The organism is Kitasatospora sp. A2-31, assembly GCF_022288725.1.
GTDB lineage: Bacteria > Actinomycetota > Actinomycetes > Streptomycetales > Streptomycetaceae > Kitasatospora.
In genome coordinates this window covers 156,909-183,191 of record NZ_JAKNTA010000006.1, presented here as the reverse complement: position 1 = coordinate 183,191, position 26,283 = coordinate 156,909, and the positions used below count along the sequence as shown (strand labels likewise).

Annotated in this window: 23 protein-coding genes; 17 read left to right on the top strand and 6 right to left on the bottom strand. The window is 74.7% G+C overall.

Going from position 1 to position 26,283, the window contains the following annotated elements:
* Positions 1–46: 46 nt before the first annotated feature.
* Entirely contained in the window at positions 47–1,483 is a 1,437-nt protein-coding gene (locus MCM47_RS18805; protein ID WP_238862811.1) for an MFS transporter, read from the top strand.
* A gap of 2 nt (positions 1,484–1,485) precedes the next feature.
* Here MCM47_RS18805 and MCM47_RS18800 read toward each other — a convergent pair whose 3' ends face one another.
* A complete protein-coding gene (locus tag MCM47_RS18800) occupies positions 1,486–2,796 on the bottom strand; it encodes a hypothetical protein (protein ID WP_238862810.1) in 1,311 nt (436 codons plus the stop codon).
* A 392-nt stretch (positions 2,797–3,188) separates the two neighbouring features.
* Between MCM47_RS18800 and MCM47_RS18795 the strand changes: the two genes are divergently transcribed.
* From MCM47_RS18795 to MCM47_RS43305, 3 genes are read left to right on the top strand one after another with little or no spacing between them, the layout of a single operon-like run.
* Positions 3,189–3,833, top strand: a complete 645-nt coding sequence (locus MCM47_RS18795; protein WP_238862809.1) for a class F sortase — start codon at positions 3,189–3,191, stop codon at positions 3,831–3,833.
* Entirely contained in the window at positions 3,830–5,146 is a 1,317-nt protein-coding gene (locus tag MCM47_RS18790; RefSeq protein ID WP_238862808.1) for an alpha/beta hydrolase family protein, read from the top strand. Before MCM47_RS18795 ends, MCM47_RS18790 begins: the two co-directional genes overlap by 4 nt.
* Positions 5,143–7,737, top strand: coding sequence for a bifunctional lysylphosphatidylglycerol flippase/synthetase MprF (locus MCM47_RS43305; protein WP_238862807.1), 2,595 nt, complete (start codon positions 5,143–5,145; stop codon positions 7,735–7,737). Before MCM47_RS18790 ends, MCM47_RS43305 begins: the two co-directional genes overlap by 4 nt.
* A 31-nt stretch (positions 7,738–7,768) precedes the next feature.
* Here the strand turns inward: MCM47_RS43305 and MCM47_RS18780 are convergent, their stop codons facing one another.
* Complete coding sequence (locus MCM47_RS18780) at positions 7,769–8,269, bottom strand: SsgA family sporulation/cell division regulator (protein ID WP_238862806.1); 501 nt, start codon at positions 8,267–8,269, stop codon at positions 7,769–7,771.
* 323 nt (positions 8,270–8,592) lie between these two features.
* Here MCM47_RS18780 and MCM47_RS18775 point away from each other — a divergent pair, with 323 nt between their 5' ends.
* The 5 genes from MCM47_RS18775 to MCM47_RS18755 all read left to right on the top strand — a co-directional run bounded on the left by MCM47_RS18775 (position 8,593) and on the right by MCM47_RS18755 (position 13,257).
* Positions 8,593–10,425, top strand: a complete 1,833-nt coding sequence (locus MCM47_RS18775; protein ID WP_238863027.1) for a DEAD/DEAH box helicase — start codon at positions 8,593–8,595, stop codon at positions 10,423–10,425.
* Positions 10,426–10,680: 255 nt separating this feature from the next.
* A complete protein-coding gene (locus MCM47_RS18770) occupies positions 10,681–10,926 on the top strand; it encodes a TM2 domain-containing protein (protein WP_238862805.1) in 246 nt (81 codons plus the stop codon).
* A 2-nt stretch (positions 10,927–10,928) separates the two neighbouring features.
* Positions 10,929–11,372 carry a DUF2752 domain-containing protein gene (locus MCM47_RS18765; RefSeq protein ID WP_238862804.1) on the top strand — a complete coding sequence of 148 codons (444 nt, stop codon included), beginning with the start codon at positions 10,929–10,931 and terminating at the stop codon, positions 11,370–11,372.
* 390 nt (positions 11,373–11,762) lie between these two features.
* Positions 11,763–12,413, top strand: a complete 651-nt coding sequence (locus MCM47_RS18760; RefSeq protein ID WP_238862803.1) for an IclR family transcriptional regulator — start codon at positions 11,763–11,765, stop codon at positions 12,411–12,413.
* Between the two features lie 37 nt (positions 12,414–12,450).
* Complete coding sequence (locus MCM47_RS18755) at positions 12,451–13,257, top strand: S16 family serine protease (protein WP_238862802.1); 807 nt, start codon at positions 12,451–12,453, stop codon at positions 13,255–13,257.
* Positions 13,258–13,325: 68 nt separating this feature from the next.
* Here the strand turns inward: MCM47_RS18755 and MCM47_RS18750 are convergent, their stop codons facing one another.
* Complete coding sequence (locus MCM47_RS18750) at positions 13,326–13,871, bottom strand: Lrp/AsnC family transcriptional regulator (protein ID WP_238862801.1); 546 nt, start codon at positions 13,869–13,871, stop codon at positions 13,326–13,328.
* A 199-nt stretch (positions 13,872–14,070) separates the two neighbouring features.
* Between MCM47_RS18750 and MCM47_RS18745 the strand changes: the two genes are divergently transcribed.
* Positions 14,071–14,598 carry a VOC family protein gene (locus MCM47_RS18745; protein WP_238862800.1) on the top strand — a complete coding sequence of 176 codons (528 nt, stop codon included), beginning with the start codon at positions 14,071–14,073 and terminating at the stop codon, positions 14,596–14,598.
* A 49-nt stretch (positions 14,599–14,647) separates the two neighbouring features.
* Here the strand turns inward: MCM47_RS18745 and MCM47_RS18740 are convergent, their stop codons facing one another.
* A complete protein-coding gene (locus tag MCM47_RS18740; RefSeq protein ID WP_238862799.1) occupies positions 14,648–15,229 on the bottom strand; it encodes a hypothetical protein in 582 nt (193 codons plus the stop codon).
* A gap of 178 nt (positions 15,230–15,407) precedes the next feature.
* Between MCM47_RS18740 and MCM47_RS18735 the strand changes: the two genes are divergently transcribed.
* The 4 genes from MCM47_RS18735 (at position 15,408) to MCM47_RS18720 (ending at position 21,170) form a co-directional block, all read left to right on the top strand.
* A complete protein-coding gene (locus MCM47_RS18735) occupies positions 15,408–16,178 on the top strand; it encodes a response regulator transcription factor (protein ID WP_238862798.1) in 771 nt (256 codons plus the stop codon).
* Between the two features lie 17 nt (positions 16,179–16,195).
* Positions 16,196–17,620 carry a HAMP domain-containing sensor histidine kinase gene (locus MCM47_RS18730; protein ID WP_238863026.1) on the top strand — a complete coding sequence of 475 codons (1,425 nt, stop codon included), beginning with the start codon at positions 16,196–16,198 and terminating at the stop codon, positions 17,618–17,620.
* 336 nt (positions 17,621–17,956) lie between these two features.
* Positions 17,957–19,567: a cellulose binding domain-containing protein gene (locus tag MCM47_RS18725; protein WP_238862797.1), complete on the top strand. Its 1,611-nt coding sequence runs from the start codon at positions 17,957–17,959 to the stop codon at positions 19,565–19,567.
* A 202-nt stretch (positions 19,568–19,769) separates the two neighbouring features.
* Complete coding sequence (locus tag MCM47_RS18720) at positions 19,770–21,170, top strand: glycosyltransferase 87 family protein (RefSeq protein WP_238862796.1); 1,401 nt, start codon at positions 19,770–19,772, stop codon at positions 21,168–21,170.
* A 165-nt stretch (positions 21,171–21,335) separates the two neighbouring features.
* Here MCM47_RS18720 and MCM47_RS18715 read toward each other — a convergent pair whose 3' ends face one another.
* The gene (locus tag MCM47_RS18715) at positions 21,336–21,752 is read right to left on the bottom strand and encodes an SsgA family sporulation/cell division regulator (RefSeq protein WP_238862795.1); all 417 of its coding nucleotides are present in this window, start codon (positions 21,750–21,752) and stop codon (positions 21,336–21,338) included.
* 460 nt (positions 21,753–22,212) lie between these two features.
* On the opposite strand from MCM47_RS18715, the gene MCM47_RS18710 reads away from it, so the two are divergent.
* Both MCM47_RS18710 and MCM47_RS18705 read left to right on the top strand, forming a co-directional pair.
* A complete protein-coding gene (locus MCM47_RS18710; protein ID WP_238862794.1) occupies positions 22,213–24,000 on the top strand; it encodes an RDD family protein in 1,788 nt (595 codons plus the stop codon).
* A gap of 99 nt (positions 24,001–24,099) precedes the next feature.
* A complete protein-coding gene (locus MCM47_RS18705; RefSeq protein ID WP_238862793.1) occupies positions 24,100–24,858 on the top strand; it encodes an RDD family protein in 759 nt (252 codons plus the stop codon).
* A gap of 36 nt (positions 24,859–24,894) precedes the next feature.
* Here the strand turns inward: MCM47_RS18705 and MCM47_RS18700 are convergent, their stop codons facing one another.
* Positions 24,895–25,107 (bottom strand): hypothetical protein, encoded by a 213-nt coding sequence (locus MCM47_RS18700; RefSeq protein WP_238862792.1) that lies wholly within the window; start codon positions 25,105–25,107, stop codon positions 24,895–24,897.
* Positions 25,108–25,409: 302 nt separating this feature from the next.
* Between MCM47_RS18700 and MCM47_RS18695 the strand changes: the two genes are divergently transcribed.
* Positions 25,410–26,213: an endonuclease V gene (locus MCM47_RS18695; protein WP_238862791.1), complete on the top strand. Its 804-nt coding sequence runs from the start codon at positions 25,410–25,412 to the stop codon at positions 26,211–26,213.
* The last annotated feature ends 70 nt before the right edge of the window (positions 26,214–26,283 follow it).

The window sequence follows — 26,283 nt, the reverse complement described above, 5'->3', positions numbered from 1 at the left end:
CGACAGTCAGGGGTCATGCGAGCGGACGGGTCTTACGATGTTACGTATGACCACAGCCTCCCCCACCTCGGTCGACTCCGTTCCGGCACCCAGCGAAGAGACCGACTCGGGCGGAGTGCTCAGCGGCCCCTACCGGGCGCTGACCCTGGGCATCGTCTCCGTGGTCCTGCTGCTGGCCTTCGAGGCGACGGCGGTCAACACCGCGATGCCGGTCGCCGCCCGCCAGCTGGACGGCCTGGGCCTCTACGCCTTCGCGTTCTCCGGCTACTTCACCACCACGCTGTTCGCCCTGGTCGTCTCCGGCCAGTGGTGCGACCGGCGCGGGCCGCTGCAGCCGCTGTTCACGGGCATCGCGGTGTTCGGCGCCGGGCTGGTGGTGGCCGGGGCGGCGCCCGGGATGTGGGTCTTCGTCGCCGGGCGTGCCGTCCAGGGCCTGGGCGGCGGGCTGGTCATCGTGGCGCTGTACGTGGTGGTCGGCCGGGCCTACCCGGAGCGGCTGCGTCCGGCGGTGTTCGCGGCCTTCTCGGCGGCCTGGGTGCTGCCCTCGATCGTCGGCCCGGTGGTCTCCGGTGCCGTCACCCAGCACCTCGGCTGGCGCTGGGTCTTCCTCGCCGTCCCGGTGCTGATCCTGCTGCCGCTCGCGGTGATGGGCCCGGCTCTACGGCGTTCGGAGCGGGCGCAGCCGGTGGCGGCGGGCGCGGACTTCGACCGCCGGCGCACCCTGCTGGCCGCGATGGCCGCGGTCGGTGCGGGCCTGCTGCAGTACGCCGGCCAGCGGCTGGACCTGCTGGGCCTGCTCCCGGCCGCCGCCGGGGCGGCACTGCTGGCGCCCGCGGTGCTGGGGCTGCTGCCCGCCGGGACGCTGCGGGCCGGGCGCGGCCTGCCGACGGTGATCCTGCTGCGCGGCGTGGCGGCGGGCGCGTTCTTCGCGGCGGAGGCCTTCATCCCGCTGATGATGGTCACCCAGCGCGACCTGTCGCCGACGCTCGCCGGGCTGACGCTGACCAGCGGCGGGCTCTCCTGGGCGCTGGGCTCGATGCTGCAGGGGCGGCCGGGTGCGGAGCGGTACCGGGAGGCGATGATCCGCGGCGGGTTCGTGCTGACCGCGGTGGCGATCGCGGGGGCGGCGCTGGTGCTGGTCCCGGCGGTGCCGGCCTGGGTGGCGGCGGCGGCCTGGGGCGTCGGCGGGATCGGGATGGGCCTGGCGGTGGCGAGCATCAGCGTGCTGATGATGCGGCTCTCCGCGCCGGAGGACGCCGGGGCCAACTCCGCCTCGCTGCAGATGAGCGACGCGCTCGGCAACGTGCTGCTGGTCGGCCTCGCCGGGGTGCTCTTCGCGGCGCTGGGCGGCGGCTCCGTGGCCGCCGCCCAGGAGGGGGCCGGGGGCGCCGGCTCGTCCGGCGCGTTCGCGGTGATCTTCCTGACCATGACCGGGGTGGCGCTGCTGGGCGCCCTGGTGTCCGGCCGGGTGCGGAAGGCCTGACGTCACTTCCCGCCGGCGGGGACGTCGGCGCTCGCCGGTGCGGTCGAGGGGGCGCCGGTGGCGGCCGGACCGGGGGAGCCGAGGAACGCCTCCCATCCGCCGGCCGGGGCCTGGCCCTGCGCGAGGCCCTGCAGCTTGCGCAGCACCGCCGGGTCCTGGGCGTCCAGCCAGTCCACCAGCTGGCGGAAGGAGACCAGCCGGACCTCGGGCCGGCCGGCGATCGCCTTGAGCGCGTCCTCGACGGCGTTCATGTAGATGCCGCCGTTCCACTGCTCGAAGTGGTTGCCGATGATGTACGGCGCCCGGTTGGTGGTGTACGCCCGTTCGAAGCCCATCAGGTAGGCGTCCCGGGCCTGCGCCTGGTACGCCGGGTGGAGCGCCGGGTCCGCCTTGGTGTTGCTGCCGGACTGGTTGAACATGATGTTGTAGTCCATCGACAGCACCTGGAAGGTGTGCCCGGGGAAGGGGATGGACTGCAACGGGAGGTCCCACAGCGCCCCGCCCTGGATCTTCTGCGGCCAGACCTGGGTGCCGTTGCCGCTGCTGTCGTAGCGCCAGCCGCGCTTGGCCGCGGTCGGCAGCAGGTTGCGCTGGCCCTCCAGACAGGGGGTGCGGCTGCCGATCAGCTCCCGGCGGTAGTCGAAGGGCAGCGCCGGCAGGTCGGTGAAGCCGGTGTTGGTCCGCCAGTTCATGACGAAGTCCATCGCCTGCTGGATCTCGCTGTCCCACTCCTCCGGTGACCACCTGCCGACGCCGGTGGCACCGCAGAAGTGCCCGTTGAAGTGGGTGCCGATCTCGTGCCCCTCCAGCCAGGCCGCGTGCAGGTTCTCCAGCGTGTCGCGGATGTGCTGGTCGCTGAGGTACCCGATGTCGGAGGCGCCGACCTTGTGCTGCGGCGGCCGGTAGAGGTCCTTCTTGGACTCCGGCAGCAGGTAGAGACCGCTCAGGAAGAAGGTCATCGACGCGTTGTGCTCCCGGGCGAGCCGGCGGAACCGGCCGAACAGGCGGTTGTCCAGCTCGCCGGCGCCGTCCCAGGAGAAGACCACGAACTGCGGCGGGGGCTCGCCGGGCTTCAGCGGCTCGGCGGTGGGCTGGCGGGGCTGCGGGCCGGTGTCCGAGGTGGAGCCGTCGCCGATCAGGGTGGCCGGGGGCTTCGGGGTGTCGCCCGCTCCGGCCCGGTCCGCCGCCGGGTCGGTCGGGACCGGTGCCGCCTTCCCGCCGGTGCCCCCGCCGTTCCCGGCGCAGCCGGCCGCGAGGGTGGCTGCGGTCGCGGCACCGGCGGCCAGCAGGGTCCGACGGGAGAGAGCGTCCATGGTCACTCCGTTCGTGGGGTACCGTCGCCCGGGCCCGTTCGGACAACTGCCCGGTCAGACAAGTGCGGTGATAGACCTTTGAGCGGGGTCAGCATGGCATGTGGGCGCGATCAGTCGTCGGTTCACCACGGACGATCGGAATCGATCGCCCGATTGATGCAACCGGATCGCCGTCCGATGTTGTCGATGGACGTGCGGGGCGTGCCCGCGGCGGTCACTGCTCCCTCCGGGTGATCGCCGTCCTGGTCGGAGCAGGCCCGGGATCCGCGACCCTGCCGATCGGCGGGTGCCGGTACGACCATCGTATGGATGTGTCATAAAGTCCGGTCCGGTTGAATTGTTCCCAGGAAACTCCCAGGAACGGTCAAGACGTCGGCAGAGGGGAGCGCCGGGTGGGCGCCCAACAGAGCAGGAGCCCCTGGCCGGGCACCCTGGCGGTCGGCGCCGCGTTCGTGCTCGGCGCCTGGCTGCTGCACGACGGCGGCCGGCTCGCCCTGCCGCCGGCCCCGGCAGCGGGGCAGGCGCTCTCGGGCTTCGCCCCGGTCTCCGTCGTCCCCCCGCTCGGGCCCTCGGCGCCGACCCGGATCCGGATCCCGTCCGTCCGGCTCGACGCCCCCGTCACCGCCCTCGGGCTGGACGGGGAGGGCCGGCTGCAGGCGCCGCCGGAGGACGACCGCAACCTGGCCGGCTGGTACCGCGGGGGCGCCGCCCCCGGCCAGCGCGGCACCGCGATCATCGCGGGCCACGTGGACAACCGCAGCGGTCCCGCCGTCTTCTACCATCTTGGGGCGCTGCACCGCGGCGACCGGATCGAGATCGTCCGCGAGGACGGTGCCACCGCCGTCTACCAGCTCTACGCCATCGAAGTGCACGACCGAAAGGACTTCCCGGACGACCGGGTGTACCGCCAGGCCGCCGACGCCCAGCTCCGGGTGATCACCTGCGGCGGCGGGTACAGCGAGGAACACGGCTACCAGGGGAACGTGGTGGCCTACGGCTTCCTGGCCGACACCACCCGGCCGGGGAAGAACGTATGACCACCACCGAGCTCGCCCTCCACTGGAACCCGATCGACTGGCCGCTCACCCACGGCCCGATCCCGTACGCCGTCCTCGCGGCCGGCTGGATCTCGGTCGCCGCGCTCGCCCTCTCCCGCGACCGGCGCTGGCTGAGCCTGCGCCCGGTCGGGGCGGTGCTGCTCGGCGGCGCACTCACCGGCCTGGTCGAGGCCGTCGTCGACGGCTGGTGGCACCCGTTCCCCGAGGGCCTGCCCGACTACGTCATCGGGTGGATCGCGCTCGCCCTGTTCGGGATCTCCCTGGCGCTCTTCCGCGCGCCGCTGCTCTCCCGCCGTCACCGGCTCTACGCCGCCGGCGGCGCCGCCCTGGTGGTGCTGGCGGCGGCCTCCCAGGTCAACCGCGGCTTCGACCAGTACCCGACCGCCCGGACGATGCTCGCGCCGAAGACCCAGGCGCTGACCTCCGGCCACGCCTCCGACACCGTCACCACGCCGCCCGACCGGGCGCTGGCCGACGTCTGGCAGGCCCCGCCCGGCCTCCCCGCCAAGGGCACCGTCTCCAGCACCCGAATACCCGGCACCAAGTCCGGCTTCCAGACCCGCGACGCCTACGTCTACCTCCCGCCGGCCTACCAGGCGAGCCCCCGGCCGCTGCTGCCCGTCCTGGTCCTGCTGCCAGGCCAGCCCGGAGCCCCGTCCGACTGGATCACCTCCGGCGCCATCCAGGACACCCTGGACGCCTTCGCCGCCGAGCACCACGGCCTGGCCCCGATCGTGGTGGTCGCCGACCCGACCGGGGACTCCTGGACCAACACGCTCTGCCTGGACTCCCGGATCGCCAAGGCCCACACCTACCTCGCCGAGGACGTCCCGGACTGGATCCACAGCCGCCTCCAGACCGCCACCGGCCGCACCTCGACGGCCGTCGGCGGGCTCTCCCTCGGCGGCACCTGCTCGCTCCAGCTGGCCGTCAACGCGCCCCAGGTGTACGGCACCTTCCTGGACATCTCCGGCCAGTCCGAGCCCACGCTCGGCAGCCACTCCGAGACGGTCGCCAAGGCCTTCGGCGGCGACGAGGCGGCCTTCGCGGCCGTCGACCCGCTGCACCTGATGGCCGCCCGGTCGTTCCCGGACACCGCCGGTGTCTTCGTCGTCGGCGCCAACGACCCGGACTTCCGCCCCCAGCAGGAGAAGGCCTTCGACGCCGCCAAGCAGGCCGGGATGGCGGTCGACTACCAGACCCTGCCCGGCGGGCACAGCTGGTCGGTCTTCCGGGGGGCCTTCGAGCAGAACCTGCCCTGGCTGGCCAAGCGGATGGGGCTGGTCCGGTGATCCAGCTCGGCACGGCGCCGCTGGCCTCCGCGCAGCGGCGCACGCCCTCCGTCCCGGCGCAGCCCGGCCCGCGGTCCGCCCCGCCACCCTCCCCGCAGCCCTCCCCGCAGCCCACCCCGCAGCCCACCCCGCGGCCCGGGAGGAGCCACGCCGCCCGGCTGGCGGGCCGGGTCGCCGGCCGGCTGCGCGCGGCGCCGCTCACCCTCACCCTGCTCGGCGTCCTGTGGACCGTCGGCGGAGCCACCGGCGCCCTCGCCCACGGCCCCTCCGGGGAGCTGCTGGCCCGGATCGGCGTCGGCCTGCCCACCCTCGCCGAGGGCCGCTGGTGGACGCCGTTCACCTCGCTGATCTGGTGCTCCGGCGCCGGCTCCTACGTCTTCACCAGCCTGCTGCTGCTCCTGGTCGGCCCGGTCGCCGAGAGCCGGCTCGGCCGGGCCCGCACGCTCGCCGTGCTGGTCGGCGGGCAGCTGCTCGGCACCCTGCTCGGCACCGGGCTGGTCGGGGTCGGCGCGCGGGCCGGCGAGCAGTGGACCGCCGCCGTCGCCGACCAGACCGGGTGCGGCCCGGTCACCGGCCTGTTCGCACTGGCCGGGGTGCTCGGCTTCCGGCTCACCGTGCTCTGGCGGCGCCGGCTGCACCTGCTGGTGGTGCTGGTGCCGCTGGTGACGACCCTCTACGTCGGCCACCTGCAGAGCGTCCAGCGGTTCGCCGGCGTGCTGCTCGGCCTCGGCGCCGGCGCCCTGCTCGCCCGAGGGCGGGGCCAGCGCAGCCCGCTGCGCTCCTCGCACACCGAAACCCGGGTGCTGGTCGCGCTCTGCCTGGTGGCGGCCGCCCTCGGGCCGCTGATCGCCTCGCTCTACGACAACGCCAGCGGGCCGTTCAACACCTTCTCCGAGCTGTACTTCTCGCACCGGCTCACCCCGGACGAGATCGCCGAGTTCTGCGCGCTCTCCGCGCACGACTGCGCCCGCGCGCACGCGGTCGAGCGGATCTTCGACAGCCCGGGCCGGCTGATGGCCGCGCTCTTCCCGGCGCTGCTGCTCGTCCTCGCCGAGGGCCTGCGCCGCGGGCTGCGGCTGGCCTGGCGGATCACCGTCGCCACCGAGCTGCTCTGGATCGCGCTGCTGGTCTGGCTGTTCACCGAGACCGGCACCACCGGCGGGGGCGTGCTGCAGTACTTCGTCGAGGCGCTGCTGCTGCCGCTGCTCACCACCACCCTGCTGCTGGCCACCCGGCAACGGTTCGGCCTGCGACTGCCCGGCGTCGTACTGGCCCGGCTCGGCGCGGTGCTCGGCGGGTCGCTGCTGATCGCCTCCGCCGCGTACGCTGGCCTCGGCGCGGCCGCGGCCGGACAGTTCGAGCCGTCCGCGTCCCTCCGCGGGCTGGTCGCCGGCCTGCCCGCACAGTTCCTGCCACCCGCCTACAACGACCTGCTGCCCGACTACCCGATCGCCGTCGGCCCGTTCGCCCGGCTGTTGGAGGCCAACTGCGGGCTCGCCTTCTGGGCGGTGGCGCTGGCCGCGCTCCTGGTGGCCTTCCGCCGCCCGGTGGTGCACACCGACGCCGCGGACGCCGCCCGGGCCCGGGCGCTGCTCACCGCGCACGGCGGCGGCACCCTCTCGTTCATCTCCACCTGGGACGGGAACCACTACTGGTTCGACGAGGAGGGCCGGGCCGCCGTCGCCTACCGGGTGCTCTCCACCGTGGCGCTGACCACCGGCGACCCGTTCGGCGAGCCGGAGGCCCGCCGCCGCGCCGTGGCCGGCTTCGCCCGGTACTGCGACGCCCGCGGCTGGACGCCGTGCTTCTACAGCGTCACCCCGGAGACCCGGGCCGCCGCCGGGGCGCTCGGCTGGCGTTCGCTGCAGGTCGCCGAGGACACCGTGGTCGCCCTGCCGCAGCTGGCCTTCACCGGCCGCAAGTGGCAGGACATCCGCACCGCGCTCAACAAGGCCGGCAAGCAGGGCATCACCGCCGAGTGGTGGGCCTACCGCGACGCGCCGCTCGCGCTGCGGGACCAGATCCGCTCCATCTCCGAGGAGTGGGTCTCCGAGAAGGGCCTGCCCGAGATGGGCTTCACCCTCGGCGGGCTGGAGGAGCTGGACGACCCGGACGTCCGGCTGCTGGTCGCGGTCGACGCCGAGGGCACCGTGCACGGGCTGACCAGCTGGATGCCGGTCTACGAGAACGGTGCGCCGGTCGGCTGGACGCTGGACTTCATGCGCCGGCGCTCGGACGGCTTCCGCGGGGTGACGGAGTTCCTGATCGCCTCGGCCGCCCTGGGATTCAAGGAGGAGGGCGCGCGCTTCCTCTCCCTCTCCGGTGCGCCGCTGGCCCGCTCCGCGCAGGACACCGCGCCCACCGGGCTCCAGCGGATGCTCGACTGGATGGGTCGGGTGCTGGAGCCGGTGTACGGGTTCCGCTCGCTGCTGGCGTTCAAGGCGAAGTTCCAGCCGGAGTACCGGCCGCTGTACATGGCGTACCCGGACCCCGCCGCGCTGCCCAGCATCACCCGGGCGATCGGCAAGGCGTACCTGCCGCACCTGACGGCGGCGCAGGGGGTCCGGCTGATGCGCCGGCTCTCGTCCTGAGCCCCGTCCCGGCCGCGGGCCCCGGTGCCGCTCAGCCGAGCAGCTCGGCCAGCGCCCGGTCGGGATCCAGGAACAGGTGCTCCTCGCCGTCGGGGACGACCACCCGGCTGCGCCAGAGGAAGCGCCGCAGGTCCGTGCTGTCGAACTGGATCAGCGCGGTGCCCTCGGGCGCCCGCAGCTCGACCATGGTGCGCCGGCCGGTCGCGGGCCGGATGTGGACGTCGCCGAGGCCGGCGGGCAGCTCCAGGCCGGCCGCCAGGAGGTGGCGGGCGAAGACCCAGACGATGTCCCGGCCGCCGTCCGGGTCCGGCCCGTCGCCGGGACCGTCGCAGAGCGCTTCGCCCCGCCCGTCGCCGGCCCCGTGGCCCGGCTCGTGGCCCGGCTCGTCCAGCGAGAACTCGGCCGGAAACGCCATCCGGACGGCGAGCGGGTCGTCCGGGCGGTAGGACAGCGTGACCCGCAGCCGGGCGGAGCGGTGGGTGGAGAGGATCAGGCGGGCCTGGACGGTCTCGTCGACGGTGGGGGTGTGCACGGCGGTTCCCTTCTCGGTGCGGCGAGGCCTCGGCGACGGCTGTGGCGGGTGGGGCGGCCTCACCCTGGTGAGAGTCGTGCGAGAGCACGCTCTTACCCCGGTTTCCCGGGCCGATCGACGTGATCCACGTCACATCGGTTTCCGGCCGCCGTATGCGCGGCGGCCGGGCCCGCGCGGGCCGAGCCTGGCCGCCCGATCGGCGTCGGGCCGGTACGCTGGGCGGGTTGCCCGATTGCCGCCCGACCGCGGTCCGGGGCCGCAATTCCGCCTCTGACCTGCGACGATCCCCCTCGGAGACCGTGAGTACTGCCGCCGCCTCCTCGATGCCGCTCTTCTCCGACGTGCCGGAGCCGCACGCGCCCGTCCGGGCCGGGGCCCCGGCCGCGCCGGCCTCCTCGCACCACCTCTCGCCGGCCTTCCCCGGCCGCGCCCCCTGGGGCACCGCCGGCAAGCTCCGGGCCTGGCAGCAGGGGGCGCTGGACAAGTACATCGAGAACCAGCCGCGCGACTTCCTCGCCGTCGCGACCCCGGGCGCCGGTAAGACCACCTTCGCGCTGACGCTGGCCTCGTACCTGCTGCACAACCACCTGGTGCAGCAGGTCACCGTGGTCGCGCCGACGGAGCACCTGAAGAAGCAGTGGGCCGAGGCCGCCGCCCGGATAGGCATCAAGCTGGACCCGGCCTACTCCTCCGGGCCGCTCTCCCGGGAGTACCACGGCATCGTGGTCACCTACGCGGGCGTCGGCGTGAACCCGATGCTGCACCGCAACCGGACCGAGGCGCGCAAGACGCTGGTCATCATGGACGAGATCCACCACGCCGGTGACTCCAAGTCCTGGGGCGAGGCCTGCTTCGAGGCCTTCGAGCCGGCCGCCCGGCGGCTGGCGCTGACGGGTACGCCGTTCCGTTCGGACACCAACCCGATCCCGTTCGTCCAGTACGAGGCGGGCAGCGACGGCATCCGCAAGTCGGTGGCCGACTACACCTACGGCTACGGGCACGCGCTGGCCGACCACGTCGTCCGCCCGGTGATCTTCCTCTCCTACAGCGGGAACATGCGCTGGCGGACCAAGTCCGGCGACGAGCTGGAGGCGCGGCTCGGCGAGCCGATGACCAAGGACCTGATCGCCCAGGCCTGGCGCACCGCACTGGCCCCGCAGGGCGAGTGGATCCCGAGCGTGCTGCAGGCCGCCGACCGCCGGCTGACCGAGGTCCGCAAGGCCATCCCGGACGCCGGCGGCCTGGTGATCGCCACCGACCAGACCGTGGCCCGCGCGTACGCCAAGATGCTGCGCGAGATCAGCGGCGAGAAGGTCACCCTGGTCCTCTCCGACGAGGCCGAGGCGTCCAAGCGGATCTCCGACTACGCGGCGGGGACGTCCCGCTGGATGGTCGCGGTCCGGATGGTGTCGGAGGGCGTCGACGTGCCCCGGCTCTGCGTCGGGGTGTACGCCACCTCGATCTCCACCCCGCTGTTCTTCGCCCAGGCCGTCGGGCGCTTCGTGCGCGCCCGCAAGCGCGGCGAGACGGCCTCCGTCTTCCTGCCGACCATCCCGATGCTGCTGGGCTTCGCCAACGAGATGGAGCTCCAGCGCGACCACGTGCTGGACCGGCCGAAGAAGGAGGGCGAGGGCCTCTTCGACGAGGAGGACCGGCTGCTCGCCGAGGCCGAGCGGGCCAATGACGGGCCGGACGGCGCCGGCGGCGAGGAGTTCTCCTACGAGGCGATCGGCTCCGACGCGGTCTTCGACCGGGTGCTGTACAACGCCATGGAGTTCGGCATGCAGGCGCACCCGGGCAGCGAGGAGGAGGAGGACTACCTCGGCATCCCGGGCCTGCTGGAGCCGGACCAGGTGCAGATGCTGCTGCAGAAGCGCCAGCACCGGCAGATCCAGCGCAGCAAGGGCAAGCCGGCCGAGGAGGCCGACCTGCTGGAGCTTCCGGCCGAGCAGCGGCCGGTCGTGACCCATCAGGAACTCCGCGAGCTGCGCAAGGAGTTGAACGCCCTGGTGGCGGCCTGGCACCACCGCACCAGCCAGCCGCACGGCACCATCCACAACGAGCTGCGCCGTCAGTGCGGAGGTCCGCTCACCGCGCAGGCCACCGCCAACCAGTTGAAGGCGCGGATCGCCCGAATCCGCGAATGGGCGAAGTGACGGCCCTTCGGGTAATCCCGTGGTATCCGAAGGTCATATGACATTCAGGTATACGCGAAGGAATCGTGGAGACATCCGGGCTGATCATCCGCTAGTGTTCCGCGTGCCGCGCCGCCTCCGGGCCGTCAAAGCTGCGCTCCGCCCGGTCCGGGCGGCTGTCGCGGCCCCGGTGAGCACGGCCGGCACCTCACCCCTCGAGGACGCGACCACCTTCGTCGCGCCCTCGGACATGTCGTCACAAGGAGCACACCGAACGTGTCGTACCCGCCCTATGCCGCCCCGCAGCCCGAGCTGTCCGACAAGTCCAAGATCGTCGCGGGCATCCTGCAGCTCTTCCTGGGCGGGTTCGGTGTCGGCCGCTTCTACACCGGCCACATCGGCATGGGCATCGCCCAGCTGCTGACCTGCGGCGGTCTGGGCTTCTGGGCCCTGATCGACGGCATCATGTTCCTCGTCAGCAACGACCGCACGGACGCCCAGGGCCGTCTGCTGCGCGGCTGACCTTGCGCCCACCACGCGCGGCGCGCCGCCCCGGCCACGACGGCCGGGGCGGCTTCGCCGTTCCCGCCCGGGTGCGCACGGCCCTGCCGCCCCTGGCGGTGGCCGCCGGAGGGCTGGCCGGCGCCGCGTACCTGTGGTCGCGGAACCCGCACCTGCCGGGGCAGGCACTGCCGTTCTGCCCCTGGCGGAAGGTGACCGGCCTGCAGTGCCCCGGCTGCGGCGGCACCCGGCTGGCGTACGACCTGCTGCACGGCGACCTCGCGGCGGCCTGGCACGACAACGCGGCACTGCTGCTCGCGCTGCCCCTGGTCGCGCTGCTCTACCTCACCTGGCTGCGGCACGGCCTGGCCGGCCGCAGCTGGCGGCCCGTGCTGGGGCGGGGCGGCATCGCCGCCGTGCTCGGCACCGCGGTGGCCTGGACGGTCCTGCGGAACCTGGCGCTCTGAGCCCCGGCGCCCGGGCCTCCGCCGTCCCGCCCCCCTCCGGGATCTGCGGGCGCCCCCCTCCGACCCGGTGTCCGGACAGCGGACTGTGTTCGAACTGGCGCCCCCACCCGGCTCGTGGATTGTCTGCCTTTGCCCGCATTTGGTGGCCGCAAGGTAATTGATCTTGACCGAATTTTGGACAACCACTTCCCCAGCGAGAATTCCTTCACTACCTTTCCCACACGCTCTCCCGCCGGGACACCCCCCGCGAGACGGGCTCCGCAGGACCGCCAGGGCGTCAAGGACGACACACCGCGGCCCGAGCGCGGCCACCCCACCTGCGCGCGACACCCGAGTCCCGGACCGGCGCCGCCGCTCCGGCGACCTCCGCCGCGGAAAGGAATGCGCGTCGTGACTGCAGAGACCTCCCAGACCCTGGACCGTGGCGTCCGGGTCCTCAAACTCCTCGCCGACTCCGAGCGCGGGCTCACGGTGACGGAGCTCGCGGCCCGGCTGGCCGTGAACCGGACCGTCGTGTACCGGCTGCTGGCCACCCTGGAACAGCACGGGCTGGTCCGCCGCGACATCGGCGGCCGGGCCCGGGTCGGCCTCGGCGTGCTGCGGCTGGCCCACCGGGTGCACCCGCTGCTGCGCGAGGCCGCGTTGCCGGCACTGCGCAGCCTGGCCGAGGACCTCGGTGCCACCGCCCACCTCACCCTGGTGGACGGCAGCGAGGCGCTGGCCGTCGCCGTGGTCGAGCCCAGCTGGACCGACTTCCACGTCGCGTACCGGACCGGGCTGCGCCACCCGCTGGGGGAGAGCGCCGCCGGGCGGGCGATCCTGGAGGCGCGCGGCTTCCCGAGCCAGCGCCGTCCGGAGCAGGGCTTCGTCATCACCCGCGCGGAGGAGCAGTCCGGGGCGTGCGGCGCCGCCGCGGCGCTGATCGGGCTGAGCGGGATCGAGGGCAGCGTCGGTGTGGTGATGCTGAACGGTCTCGTCCCGGAACGGGTCGGCCCCAGGGTGGTGGAGGCCGCCACCGAGGTCGCCGACGCCCTGCGGTAGTGCCGGGCACCGGCCCGGGTGTGTTTGGATTTCCCCTGTGTCCGACACCAAGCTGCCCCCGGCCCTGACCGCTCCCCGGACCCGCGCGCTGGCGCTGTGCGGGGCGCTGATCACCGCGCTGTTCGCCGTGGCCGGCTTCGTCCCGCTGCCCTACACGCTGACCTGGCCGGGCGTGACCGCGGACACCCTCGGCAGCTACCAGGGCAAGCCGGTGCTCACCATCACCGGTGCCCCGGTGCGGACCCCCTCGGGCGAGCTGCGGATGGTCACCATCTCGGCGACCAACCCGGGGGAGGAGACCACCTTCTGGCGTTCGCTGCGGGCCTGGTTCGACCAGGACGAGGCGATCCGGCCGACCGAGACCGTCTACCCGCAGGGCGACCCGGCCAAGGCGGAGGAGGTGACCGCCCAGCAGATGGTCGAGTCGCAGGACAGCGCCACCACGGCCGCGCTCTCCTACCTCCACCTCTCGCCGGACCAGGTGAAGGTGAAGGTCGACCTCGGCGACATCGGCGGGCCGAGCGCCGGCCAGATGCTCGCGCTGGGCATCGTCGACAAGCTGGCCGGCGACGGCAAGGGCGGCGACCTCACCGGGGGGCTGAAGGTCGCGGGCACCGGCACCATCGACGACCAGGGCGTGGTCGGCGCGGTGGGCGGCGTGCCGCTGAAGACCCAGGCGGCGGCCCGGGACGGCGCGACGGTGTTCCTGCTGCCGAAGGACGAGTGCGCGGACGCCAAGGTGAACACGCCCGCCGGGCTGCGACTGGTGCCGGTGGGCACGCTGGGCGAGGCGGTCTCCGCGCTGGACGCGCTGCGCAGCGGCGGGGCCGTCCCCGGCTGCTGAGCGGGGGCCGGGCGGGCCCCGTCCGCCCGGCGCGGCTACTCCGAGAAGGCTCCGTCCGCCCGGCGCGGCTACTCCGCGGCGGCCTGGTCCACCAGCGGCAGGATCCGGTAGGGCACCGGGTTCTCCAGCGCGATCGCGGTCGAGGACCGGACGATCCCGTCGAAGCCCACCACGCGGTCGATCACCCGCTGCAGATCGGCGTTGGACCGGGCGACGATCCGCACCATCATGTCCCCGCGCCCGGTGATCGTGTGCAGTTCCAGCACCTCCGGTACCGCCGCCAGGTGCGCCCGCACGTCCGCCCCCTGACCCTGGGAGATCTCCAGGGTGGCGAAGGCCGTCACCGGGTAGCCCAGCGCGGCCGGGTCCACCTCCGGCCCGAAGCCGCCGATCACGCCCTTGGCCTGGAGCCGGTCCAGCCGCGCCTGCACCGTGCCCCGGGCCACCTGGAGCCGGCGCGAGCACTCCAGCACCCCGATCCGCGGCTCCTCGGCGAGCAGCCGGATCAGCCGGCCGTCCAGCGCGTCGATCGCGTCGTTGGTGCCGCCCGTGGGCGCGGAAGGCCCTTGCCCCTCAAGGGAGTCGGGGCTGATCGGGGAGTGGGCGGGGGGCATCGCGGACTCCGTCCTCCGGTGGGCATTCTGTACAGCGGTGGGTCCGATTCTCCCGCCCCGGCGCACACCTTGACCAGGAGGAAACGGAACAGTTGCGCGGCGGTCGGCTCGGCGCCACCCTCCAGCCACGCCCCTGTGCGCCCGGCCCCGCACCGGCGCCCGGGGCACACGTGGTCCGTACGCCTACCGGGAGGCCGTCATGACCGACACCGCCGCCGAACCCGTGCTGAGCACCGCGGGCCGGGAGCCCGACCTCCTGCCGATGGGGCGCGCCGACGCGGTGGTCTTCGCGGTCGGCGACGCCGAGCGGGCGGCGCGCCGCTACGCGGGGGCGCTCGGCCTGCGCTGTACCGCCTACGCCGGACCCGAGACCGGCGAGCCGGAGACCGTCTCGTACGTGCTGGACGCGCCGGGCACCCGCTTCGTCATCACCTCGTTGGTCCAGGTGATCGGGTCGCGCGGCCGGGAGCTCGCCCGGCACCTCGCCCGGCACGGCGACGGCGTGCTGGACCTCGCGGTCACCGTGCCGGACGTCCACTACGCCTTCGACTACGCCGTGGACCGCGGTGCCCGCGCGCTCGCCGAGCCCTACGAGACCGAGGACCGTTACGGGACGGTCGTGCTCGCCGCGATCGCGGTGCCCGGCGGCACCCGGCACACCCTGGTCGACCGGTCCCGCTACCGCGGCCCCTATCTGCCCGGGTTCGTGCCCTTCGAACGATGGTGAGGGCGGTGCGCACCGGTGCCCGCCACCGTCCGCGCGGGACGCCGGCAGGTCAGCGGACCACCGTCTCCACCGTGGGCGGGTGACCGTTCCAGGTGGCGAAGACCGAGTTGGCCTGGCCGTCCTTGGTGAAGTCCACCCGGAGCCATTGCGGCTCGTTCCAGATCTGCATCTGCCAGCCCGGATCCGGCACCGCGGACACCAGCGAGGCGCCGTCGGGCCGGAGGTCGAGCGCGACGCGGCCGCCCTGGACCGGGTAGCTGTGGACCGAGGACGTCGTGGTGGCGGCCGGGGCCGGGCGGCGCGAGGACGGCTGCGCACCCGACGGCGCCGCGGCGCGCGCAGACGTGGCCGAGGCGGTGGCGGTGGCGGTGACGGACGGCGGGGCGGGCGGGGCCGACGGCGGCCCGGCCTGGGTCTGCGTCCGGGATTGGGCGGGCGCCGGGGCCGGCGTGCCGGGACCGCCCTCGTCCGGCGCGGTCCGCGTGCCACCGGACGCCGAGGGCAGCGGCAGCGCGCTCGGCCGCTCGAACGCCGCACCGGTCAGCACCGTGTGCACGCCGAACCAGGACAGCGCCACCGCCGCCCCGGTGGCCGCCGCCCAGGCGCCGAGCTGTACCAGTCCGTTCCGCATCGTCCGCACATCCTGCCGTACTCCGGCCCGTTGCAGGTGGGTACCCCTGCGGTTCTGCAGGGAACTTGCACAAACCGGCCGGGGCCGCAGCGAACCGGACGGGTCGGGCGGGCGGCCCGCCCCGGACCGACCCCCGAGGTACAGACCACCGCGCGCCGATGGCGTACCGTGCAGGCCCATGGCAACAGTGCTCGTGGTCGAGGACGACCCCTTCGTACGATCCGCCCTCATCCGGCACCTGGCCGACACCGGTCACGCGGTCCGCAGTGTGGGCACGGCACTTGAGGCACTGCGCGAGGTCGCCCAGGTCGGCTGCGACCTGGTGATCCTCGACCTCGGGCTGCCCGACCTGGACGGCAGCGAGGCGCTGAAGATGATCCGCGGCCTCACCAACGTGCCGGTGATCATCTCCACCGCCCGAGACGACGAGGCCGAGATCGTCCGGCTGCTCAACGACGGTGCCGACGACTACCTGGTGAAGCCCTTCTCCGGGGAGCACCTGAGCGCCCGGATGGCCGCCGTGCTGCGCCGGCTCGGCGGCGGCGCCGCCCCGGTGGCCCAGGTGCTCCGGGTCGGCGGGCTCGCCATCGACCTCCAGCGCCGCGAGGCCGTCCTGGACGGCCGACCGCTCGACCTGACCCGGCGTGAGTTCGACCTGCTGGCCTTCCTCGCCGCCCGGCCGGGTGTGGTGGTGCCGCGCAAGGAGATCCTGGCCGAGGTGTGGCGTCAGACCTACGGCGGCGACCAGACCATCGACGTCCACCTCTCCTGGCTGCGCCGCAAGCTCGGCGAGACCGCCTCCAACCCCCGCTACCTGCACACCGTGCGCGGTGTCGGGGTCCGGCTGGAGGCGGCCGGCCACCCGGCAGGGCCGGGGGCGGGCGGGCCGGGGGCGACCGGAGCGGAGGCGACCGGGCCGGGGCCGGACCCCGCGGAGCGCCGGACATGAGGCGGTTCGGGCACTCGCTGCGCTGGGCCCTGATCAAGGCCGCCGTGGCCGGGACCACCATGGTCGCGCTGGCCTTCCTCATCCCGCTCGGGCTGATGGTCCAGCAGACCGCCCGGGACCGGTCGTTCACGGCGGCCGAACGGCAGGCGGCGGCGCTCGGCCCGGCCCTCGCCATCACCACCGACCAGGACGCCATCTCCCGTGCGGTGGCCAGCACCGACGCGGGTGCCCAGCGGCGGATGGCCGTCCACCTGCCCGGACCGGCCCCCGCGGTGGCCGTCCCGGGGGGAACCATGGTCGGACCGGACGGCGGCGCGACCATCGGCGAGGCCCACGCCGCGTCCGCCGACGTCTCCACCGCCGGCGGCCAGGGCCGCTCGTTCACCGTCGAGGTCCCCGGCGGTTTCGCGCTGCTCCAGCCGGTCGCCGTCGACACCGGCCGCACCGCCGTGGTCGAGGTGTACGTGGCCGACGACGACCTCACCCGGGGGGTCGCCACCGCCTGGCTGGTGCTCTCGGCCGTCGCCCTCGCCCTGGTCGCCATTTCGGTGCTGGTCGCCGACCGGATGGGCGCGCGGATCGTCGCCTCCGCCCGTCGGCTGGCCGCAGCCGCCCGCTCGCTGGGCGCCGGCAACCTCACCGTTCGGGTGCCGGTGGACGGCCGGACGGGTGCGGGCAGCCCCGAGGAACTGCGCGAGGCCGGCCACGCGTTCAACACGATGGCCGACCGAGTCGTCCAACTGTTGGCCGCAGAGCGCGAGTTGGCGGCCGATCTGTCGCACCGTCTGCGCACCCCGCTCACCGTGCTGCGGCTCAACGCGGCCTCGCTCGGCGAGGGTGACGCCGCCGACGCCACCCGGCACGCCGTCTCCCAACTGGAGCGCGAGGTCGACCAGATCATCCGCTCGGCCCGCCGGGCGCCCGAGGACGCACCCGCCGTCACCGTCGGCTGCGATGCCGCCGAGGTGATCCGGGAACGGGTCGGCTTCTGGTCCGCGCTCGCCGAGGACGAGGGCCGCCGCTGGCAGCTGGCCGGCGCCGACCGGCCGGCCCAGGTGCCGGTCCAGCGCGGCGACCTGGCCGCCGCCGTCGACGCCGTGCTCGGCAACGTCTTCCGGCACACCGCCCTCGGCACCGCCTTCTCGGTGGACGTGCTGGCCACCGAGAGCTCGGTCATCGTCCTGGTCGGCGACGCCGGCCCCGGTTTCACCGATCCCGAGTCCGCCCTGCAGCGGGGCCAGGGCCACGGCGGCGACGGCTCGACCGGGCTCGGCCTGGACATCGTCCGCAAGCTCGCCGAGTCCACCGGCGGCGACCTCGCACTCGGTCGTTCGGCGGTGCTCGGCGGCGCCGAGCTGAGGCTGCGGCTGCAGATCCGGCCCGACGGCGCACCCGCCCGGGGCAGCCGGCGGCGTCACCGCAACGCGCTCTTCCACCGCTAGTAGCCGTTGAACCGCTGAGCCGTTGAACGGCCGAACCCCTGAGCCCAGGGCGGTCGGGTCCGAGGCGAACGGGGACGGTGCTGCGGCGCGGCGGTTCCCGCCGGTGCGGCGTCCCCCTCTTCCTTAAGCGGGCCCTAAGAGACCTTCACCCCTCGCTCAGCAGCCCCGTTCCGGCTCTTCGGCGGCGCTAGCGTCGTTCGCGCCGGTCACCCGACCGAGCCGGGTCGCACCGCCCGCGACGGGTCCACGGACCCGCGCCCGGCGGCCGCGCCCCCGTCCGGCCAGCCGCCTCCCGCCACCCGTCGGGCGGGGGAGCCCCCCACGGAGGTACGTCCCATGACGACTCAGCCCCACCGCCGTTCCCGTCGCCGGCGCAGCCGCAAGGGCGTCGTCCTCGGCGCCTCGGCGGTCGCCGCCGCGCTGGTCGCCGGCGGTGTCGTCGTCCTCGCCTCCTCGGCCAGCGCCGCCTCCCTCGGCGCCGTCTACAGCCGCACCAGCTCCTGGGACTCCGGCTACACCGGCCAGTACCTGGTCACCAATCCGGACGCCCGGGCGATCGAGGACTGGACGCTCTCCTTCGACCTGCCGGCCGGGGCGAAGATCGACTCGCTCTGGAACGCCACCTTCACGGCCGAGGGCCGGCACGTCACCGTCAAGCCGGAGTCCTGGAGCAAGCGCCTGGAGCCCGGCAAGAGCGTCGTGGTCGGCTTCGTCGCCCAGGGCTCCGGCGGCGCCCAGGCCGAGCCGGGCAACTGCCTGATCAACAACGTGTCCTGCAAGGCCGGCGACGGCACCCCGCCCACCCCCTCCGGGCGGCCGACCGGCACCCCCACCGCCTCGCCGACCACGACCGGCACCGCCACTCCCACCTCCAAGCCGACCGCGACGCCCACGGCCACCGCCACCGCGAAGCCCCCCACCGCCTCGCCGAGCCCCACCGCGACCGTCCGGCCCACCACCCCGGCGCCGACGCCGACCGCCACCGCGACGCCCACCGCCACCGCGACCGCCACCCCCGCCCCGGTGGGCGGCGCCGGCTTCGCCCCCTACGTGGACACCTCGCTCTACCCGCCGTTCGACCTGGTCGCCACGGCCAAGGCCACCGGTGTGAAGCAGTTCAACCTCGCCTTCGTGGTCTCCGGCGGCGGCTGCACCCCCAAGTGGGGCGGTGTCAGTGACCTCTCCGCCGACGCCGTGGCCGCGCAGATCGGCGCGCTGCGGGCGATCGGCGGCGACGTCCGGGTCTCGTTCGGCGGCGCCAACGGCAGCGAGCTGGCCCTCGCCTGCACCTCCACGGCCGACCTCACCGCCGTCTACCAGAAGACCGTCGACGCCTTCGGCCTCACCAAGGTCGACTTCGACGTCGAGGGCGGCGCGATCGCCGACACCGCGGCCAACACCCGGCGCGCCCAGGCCGTCGCCGACCTGCAGCGGAACGCGGCGGCCAAGGGCAAGGCCCTGGACGTCTCCTTCACCCTCCCCGCGTTGCCCTCCGGTCTGACCCAGGAAGGCGTGAACCTGGTCGCCGACGCCAAGCGGAACGGTGTCGCGATCGGGGCGGTCAACATCATGGCGATGGACTTCGGCGACGGCGTCGCCCCGAACCCGCAGGGCCAGATGGGCAAGTACGCCATCGCGGCGGCCACCGCCACCCAGGCCCAGGTCAAGAGCGTGCTCGGGGTCGACGACGCCGCCGCCTGGCGCAAGGTCGCGGTCACCCCGATGATCGGCGTCAACGACGTGGCCACCGAGGTCTTCACGGTCGCCGATGCGAAGCAGCTCGCCGAGTTCGCCAAGACCAAGCACCTGGCCTGGCTGGCGATGTGGTCCGGGACCCGGGACAAGGCCTGCGAGGGCGGCGCCAAGGCCTTCGCCGACGCCACCTGCAGCAGCATCGTCCAGCAGCCGCTGGACTTCACCCGGGCCCTCGGCGCCTACACCGGCTGAGGCCGCACCGGCGGCCTGCCGCCGAACCCTCCCCGGGACACCCGGCCGGCCGTGCTCCGCCCGCAACGGAGCACGGCCGGCCGGAGGCTCACCCTCCGTTCCTGGCGCCCGCTCGGTCACTCTCCGTCACCTTCCTCGCCGGGTCGGCCCGCCGGTCATCCGGTATCGTCGCTGGTTGGCCGAACGGTGGACGGAGCGAACAGTGACAGCGGTGCAAGACGAGCGCAGCCCGGTGCTGACCGCACCACATCCGGCGCCCGCCCCTCTGCCGGACCGCGTCAAGGACGCCCTCGGCGCACCCGTCCGGGCCCTGCGGGAGGCCCCGCGCCGTCCGCTGCTGGCCGTCTCGGCCGTGGCGCTGCTGTCCCTCGTGGTCTACGCGGTGGTCCGCCACTTCGTCCACACCTCGATGGTGGACATGGTCGTCTACCGGGCCGAGGGCGCCGCGGTGGCCGACGGCGGAGACCTCTACGGGCTCCGGGTCACCGAGTGGAACCTGCCCGCCACCTACCCCCCGTTCGCCGCGATGCTGTTCGTGCCGACGACCTGGTTCCCGATCCCCTTCCTCCGGGTCGCGATCACGCTCGGCAACCTCGGACTGCTCGCGCTGCTGACCCACCTGTCGTTCAAGCTGGTCGGCTGGCCGCGCCGCGAGCTGCGCCCGCTGGGCGTGATCCTGGTGACCGGCGGCGGCGTCTGGCTCGAACCCGTCTTCACCACGCTGCGCTACGGCCAGATCAACCTCGCGCTCGCCTGCCTGATCCTCTGGGACCTCACCCGCCCGGACTCCCGCCGCAGCAAGGGCGTCGCGATCGGCATCGCCGCCGGGATCAAGCTGACCCCCGGGCTCTTCGCCGTCTACCTGCTGCTCACCGGCCGGATCCGGGCCGCCTTCGTCGCCGGCTTCACCTTCCTCGGTACCTTCCTGCTCGGCGCGCTCGTCCTGCCGGACGCCACCTGGGGCTTCTGGACCAAGTACCTCTACGACTCGTCCCGGGTCGGCAAGACCGAGATCGTCGACAACCAGTCGGTCCGCGGCGCCTTCGCCCGCCTGCTGCACACCGCCGACCCCGGCACCCTGGCCACCGTGGGCTCGGGACTGGTCGCGCTGGCGGGGCTCGCGATCGCCGCCTGGGCGTCCGCTAGCTCGCGCTGGCTGCCGCGCGCGGAGGCGTGGGGCGTCTGCTGCGCCGCCGTCACCGCGGTGCTGATCTCGCCGATCAGCTGGACCCACCACTGGGTCTGGTGCGTGCCGGTGCTCGCCCTGCTCGCCTGCGAGGCCGCGATCGAGCACGGCCGCCCGGCCGCCGTGCGCAAGGTGCGCTGGCGGGCCGCCTTCGGGGCCACGCTGGTCGCCTTCTTCTCGTTCGCGATGTGGGTCGTGCCGCACCACGGGGACCTCGATCTGCACCTGCCGCCGGTCAGCCAGGCCCCGGCCGCGGTCTACCCCCTGGTCGGGATCGGCTTCCTGCTGGCGGCCGCGACGCGGACGAGGGCGCGCCGCCGGGCGGCCGGCGCTCCGCTGGTCCCCGTGCCGGGGCCGCGGAACGGCGGACGCCCGGGCACCGCACACGACCGTCAGCAGGCCCCCGCGGCCCGCTGAGTCGTGGCCGGCCGGCGACGGCCGGGGGCGTGCGCGCGGGCCTGCCGCTGCGGACGGGCCTGCCGGCGCTGCCGGATCTGCGGGTGCTGACGGATCTGTCCGTGCGGACGGGTATGCCCGTACGGACGGGCGTCCCGGTGCCGGGCCGCCGGTCGACACGCGCGCTCACGCGAGCAGTTCGGCGAGCGAGCCGTCCATGTCCAGAGCGGCCATCTCGCTGCCCGGCGGCACCAGCCGGTGCGCCCGCTCCAGCCAGGCGGCCACCGCCGGCAGCGGCGCCTCCAGCAGCGCGTCCCCGGCCGGCGAGCTCAGCGCCAGACACAGCACGCTGCGCCGGCCCGACCGCGTCGGCCAGATCCGTACGTCCCCCTGCCCGCAGGGCCGGAACGTGCCCTCCACCAGCAGCTCGCGGGCGAAGACCCAGGTCACCGGCGAGCCACTGTCGAGGTGGAAGGTGATGTGCACCGCGTACGGGTCGTGGCTGCCGTAGGACAGCCGCGCCGGGACGGGGACGCTGTGCTCGGGGGAGAGCACCAGGTTGAGTTCCAGCTCCTGCTCGACCACGCCCGTCGCGCGCTCCATGATCGGGTTCCTCTCGCCTGCGGTTCGTGCCCGGTTCCGGGCCCTGTGACCTTGAAGAGGCCGGTCGACGAGCGTTCTTACACACGTTTCCGAGATTTCTTCGGAACGTCCGCCGGAGCCGGGGCGCGGGAGGGGCGCAGCCCGGAGTTGGGGGGCGCGGCCCGTGGGATAGGGGGCACGGCTCGGGGTAGGGGGCGCAGGACGTTAGTCCGCGCGCCCCCTCCTTTACCCCGGGCAGGCCCGGACTGTCCGGCGAATGGCCAACTTCCAACCTTCGGGCTTCCGAGGTACTACCCTTTGTGACTGCCCGGCGACTGTCCGCCCGTTCGGCGGTACCTTCGCGCGCGCCGGAGGCGAAGCCACCGCCACCCCGGCCCCGCCACCCCGGCCCCGAGGCACCGCCGCGCGTACCGCCTGCCGGGCGTGCCGTCTCGGCCCCCTGCCAGGAAAGAAGGCCCGTATGACGGACCGGCCCCTCACCGGTGGCGCCGACACGGCCGTCGGCCCCGCCCCGGGTTACTACCCGGACCCCTCGATCCCCGGCTTCGTCCGCTACTGGGGCGGTTCGGCGTGGGTGCCCGGTACCAGCCGGCCCGCCCCGGCGGAGGGCGAGGTGCTGGAGCCGCCCCGGTTCGTGGCCCGCCGCGGCGGAGCGGCCGGGCGCGGCGGGGGCGCCGGAGGGGCCGGACGTGCGGGGGCCGGGGCGGCCTCCGGTGCAGGGGGCGGCCCGGGTGTGGGCGTCGGCGCGCGGTTCGTGCCGCCGCCGGTGGTGCCGGAGGCGGAGGTCGTGCCGGACTCCGGTCCGGAGCGGGTTCCGGAACGTGCGCCCGGGGCGCCGACCGGCGACACAGGGCCGGTGTACCTGGACCAGACGGCGGGCGGAGCCTCGTTCACCGTCGGTCCGCAGCTGGCCGCCGGAACGGTCTTCCGGGGGGCCGCGATCGAGGGGGCGGGCGCGGCCGGGCGCGAACTGTCCGGCTCGGACTCGGGCCCGGCTCCGGCTTCGGCCGAGGAACCGCACTCGGTGGCGCGCGGGGTCGGCTCTTTGGCCGAGGCCGGGGCCGGGCCTGCGGCGGAACCGTCCGGGTGGCAGGCGGACCCTCGCGCGCAGCGCGGATTGATGGAGACGGGCGGATCGCAGCGCTGGGTCTCCTGGGGCGTGCTGCCGACGACGCAGCCGTCGCCGGATGGGGCCGGGGACGCTGGTCCGGGTGCGGCTCCGGGTGCGGACGCGCCGGCCGAGGCGGCCCGCGCCGAAGCGGACCGCGGGGCGCCGGGCCGGGCGGAGGCCATCGGAGGCGAGCCGCCCGTGGTGGCTCTGAGGGCCGCCGGGGCGATGCCGGCGCAGCCGTCGGCGCCGGCGCGCGAGCCGGAGCCGGCTGCAGCAGCCGCCCGCGTTCCCGAGCCCGAGCCCGATCCCGAGCCCGGAGCCCGGACGCTCGCCGCCGCCGCCGGTACCGCGCCCGTCCGGATCACCACGCCCTCGGCTGCGCCCGGGCCCGCGTCCGGCTCCGTACCGGCGCCCGTGCCCGTACCGGCGACGTCCCGGGAGGCCTCCGTTCCGGTCGCCGCCGCGTCCGAGTCGGCCCCCGCTCTGACCCACCCCGCCGCCACGATGGCCGACCGCCTCGGGGTCGTCCCTCGCCCCGAGGCCGCCGGGTCCGCCCACCGCTCCGGGTCCGCCCACCGCTCCGGGGCCGCCCACCGCTCCGGGGCCGCGACCCGGACCGCTGCGCGCCGCCGGACTGCCGCGCCCGTCCCGGCCGGACTTGGGCGCCGACTGGCCGCCCGGCTGGTGGACACCATCGTGCTCGCCGTCGTCGCCACCGCCGCCGCCGTCCCGCTCGGCAGCTCCGCGCTGACCCACGTCCAGCAGAAGCTCGACCAGGCCCGGATGGCCAGCTCGCTCACCCGCCGCCAGGTCGACGTCTGGCTGGTGGACGGCGTGGTGGTGGGCAAGATCGCCGTCCTGCTCGGCATCCTGGCCTTCGTGGGCCTGCTCTACGAGGTCCTGCCGACCGCGCGCACGGGCCAGACCTTCGGCAAGCGGCTGGCCCGGATCAAGGTGGTCGCCGCGGGCTCCGCCGCGACCGGGGACCGGCTGCCGCTGGGCCGCTCCCTCGTCCGATGGCTGGTCAGGAACGTCTCGGCGGTGCTGCTGCTCGGCCTGGTCTGGCCCGTGTTCGACCGCCCAGCCCGCCGTGGCTGGCACGACCGGGCCGCCGGCACCCGCGTCGTCCGGGGCTGATGCCGGCCCGGGCCGCGGCTGCCGCCCCTCGGCCACGTCGAGGGGCAAAACGGACAGAATGTCCGAACTTCGGTGAATGTGTGATGTTCTACTCGGGGCATGAGCACCTACAATCCCTCAGGTTCCGAGCCGGAGGGGGGCGGTCAGCCCTCCTTCGACAAGCAGCCCCCGCAGCCGAGTGGCGGCACGCCGGAAGGTGCGCCGTCCGAGCCGAACGGAACTCCGCCGCCCGGCCCCACCCCGCCACCCGGCCCGACCCCGCCGCCGTCCGGCAGCCCGTACGACCGACCCGGCGCGTACGGCGGCAACTACGGCGGCGCGCCCGGGGGTTCGCCGTACGGCCAGAGCCCCTACGGGCAGTCGCCGTACGACCAGCCGCCGCCCGGCCAGGGCCCCACCGGCTACGGCACGCCCGGTGCCGGCCCGGTCCCCGGGATGCCGCCGCTCGGCAGCTGGCCGAACCGGATCCTCGCCACGGTGATCGACTACCTGCTGGTGCAGATCGTGGGCCTGATCGTGGTGCTGCCCTTCGCCAGTCTCAGCGACCGCTCCGGTTCCGCCGGCGCCTTTTGGGTCGCCTGCGGCCTGTACCTCGTCTACCAGGGCGTGATGTTCAGCCGGGACGGCCAGACCCTCGGCATGAAGGCGATGAAGATCCGGGTGGCCATGCTGGTCGACGGCAACGTGCCGACGCCCGCCGCCGCCTGGACCCGCGCGGCCGTCTTCATCCTCCCGGCGGTCCTCTGCTGCGCCGCCCTCTGGTGGGTGATCGACGGCCTGTTCGGCGTCTTCGACAAGCCGTACCGCCAGTGCGTCCACGACAAGGCCGCCAAGACCGTGGTGGTCTCGACGGCCTGAGCGGGCCTCATCCCCGGGCGGGCGCCCGGTGGCGCCTCAGCGCTGCCGGGCGTACCCGTGCCCGGCGGGGGCGGGGGCAGAGTCGGGTGTGGGTGAGGGCGAGGGCGAGGGTGCCGGCCGGGACGCGCCCCGCCGTGCGGCGGTGGACCGGGGCACCAGCGTCACCAGCGTCCCGAGCGCGAGCGCGAAGCCCACCAGTACCGCGACCTCCAGGACGCCCGCGGCGCCCGAGACGGCCAGCAGCGCCACGGTGGAGGCGACGACGGTGAAGGTACCTAAGCAGATCTGGGCGGTGGTCGGGCGCGGCATGGCGTCGGTCCTTCGCGCGTCGGGGGAACGGGCGGGTGGTGCCGTGGGCAACTGGTGCCGCACTGGATGTCCTACCCGGTGGGCGAGCCCGGTAAGTGCAGCCTAACTCGCCGAACCCGGGGCACGGGGGGCGCACGGGCTCACCGCGGGGTCGTCCGCCCCGGTCGGTACGGTGAAGCGGGACCGGTCCGGTCCGCGTCCCGCACCGTCCCACACCGTCCAGGCACCCAGGGGGAGACACCGTGCCCGCATTCGCATGGTCCGCCGCCGATTGGCCCACCACCGAGGCCGAGGCGATCGCCGAGCAGGAGCGGCTGCGCCCGCTCGTCCACCCCCACGGCCCGGCGCCGTCGCCCGACCCGGTGCCGTCGCCCGACCCGGGCGCGGCGACCGGTGCCGGACCGACGTCCGGCCCCCAGGAGGCCACCGGTGCCGCGGCGCGGCCGGACGACCGCCTGATCGCCGGCGTCGACGTCGCCTACGACGAGGGGCGCGACCTCGTCGTCGCGGCGGCCGTGGTGCTCGACCTCGACACGCTGGCCGTCGTCGAGCAGACCACCGCCGTCGACCGGGTCGCCTTCCCCTACGTCCCCGGCCTTCTCGCCTTCCGTGAACTCCCCGCCGTGCTCGGTGCCCTCGGCCGGCTCGCCCGCACCCCCGGCACGGTCGTGTGCGACGGCTACGGCCTCGCCCACCCGCGCCGTCTCGGCCTGGCCAGCCACCTCGGCGTACTGACCGGGCTGCGGACCATCGGCGTCGCCAAGACCCCGTTCACCTTCGACCACCACGAGCCGGACGCGCCGCGCGGCTCCTGGAGCCCGCTCACCGACCCGGCCACCGGCGAGGAGGTCGGGCGCGCCGTCCGCACCCGGGCCGGCGTCAAGCCGGTGTTCGTCTCGGTCGGCCACCGCATCGGTCTGACCGAGGCCGTCGAGACCACCCTCGCCCTCGCCCGCCGGTACCGGCTGCCCGAAACCACCCGCCACGCCGACTCGCTCTGCCGCCGGACCCTCGCCGAGCTGCAGCAGGGGACGTCCGCGAACTGACGGTTCGCCAGGCGGCTCGCGGAACGTCCGGAGCCCCGTTCTGCCGGGGCGGGCCATGTGTTAGACATGT

Bases quoted from the DNA above. Each gene is read 5' to 3' on its own strand.
- MCM47_RS18805 (WP_238862811.1), top strand. From the start codon at position 47: ATGACCACAGCCTCCCCCACCTCGGTCGACTCCGTTCCGGCACCCAGC.
- MCM47_RS18800 (WP_238862810.1), bottom strand. From the start codon at position 2,796: ATGGACGCTCTCTCCCGTCGGACCCTGCTGGCCGCCGGTGCCGCGACC.
- MCM47_RS18790 (WP_238862808.1), top strand. From the start codon at position 3,830: ATGACCACCACCGAGCTCGCCCTCCACTGGAACCCGATCGACTGGCCG.
- MCM47_RS18775 (WP_238863027.1), top strand. From the start codon at position 8,593: ATGCCGCTCTTCTCCGACGTGCCGGAGCCGCACGCGCCCGTCCGGGCC.
- MCM47_RS18750 (WP_238862801.1), bottom strand. From the start codon at position 13,871: ATGCCCCCCGCCCACTCCCCGATCAGCCCCGACTCCCTTGAGGGGCAA.
- MCM47_RS18745 (WP_238862800.1), top strand. From the start codon at position 14,071: ATGACCGACACCGCCGCCGAACCCGTGCTGAGCACCGCGGGCCGGGAG.
- MCM47_RS18740 (WP_238862799.1), bottom strand. From the start codon at position 15,229: ATGCGGAACGGACTGGTACAGCTCGGCGCCTGGGCGGCGGCCACCGGG.
- MCM47_RS18735 (WP_238862798.1), top strand. From the start codon at position 15,408: ATGGCAACAGTGCTCGTGGTCGAGGACGACCCCTTCGTACGATCCGCC.
- MCM47_RS18725 (WP_238862797.1), top strand. From the start codon at position 17,957: ATGACGACTCAGCCCCACCGCCGTTCCCGTCGCCGGCGCAGCCGCAAG.
- MCM47_RS18715 (WP_238862795.1), bottom strand. From the start codon at position 21,752: ATGGAGCGCGCGACGGGCGTGGTCGAGCAGGAGCTGGAACTCAACCTG.
- MCM47_RS18710 (WP_238862794.1), top strand. From the start codon at position 22,213: ATGACGGACCGGCCCCTCACCGGTGGCGCCGACACGGCCGTCGGCCCC.
- MCM47_RS18705 (WP_238862793.1), top strand. From the start codon at position 24,100: ATGAGCACCTACAATCCCTCAGGTTCCGAGCCGGAGGGGGGCGGTCAG.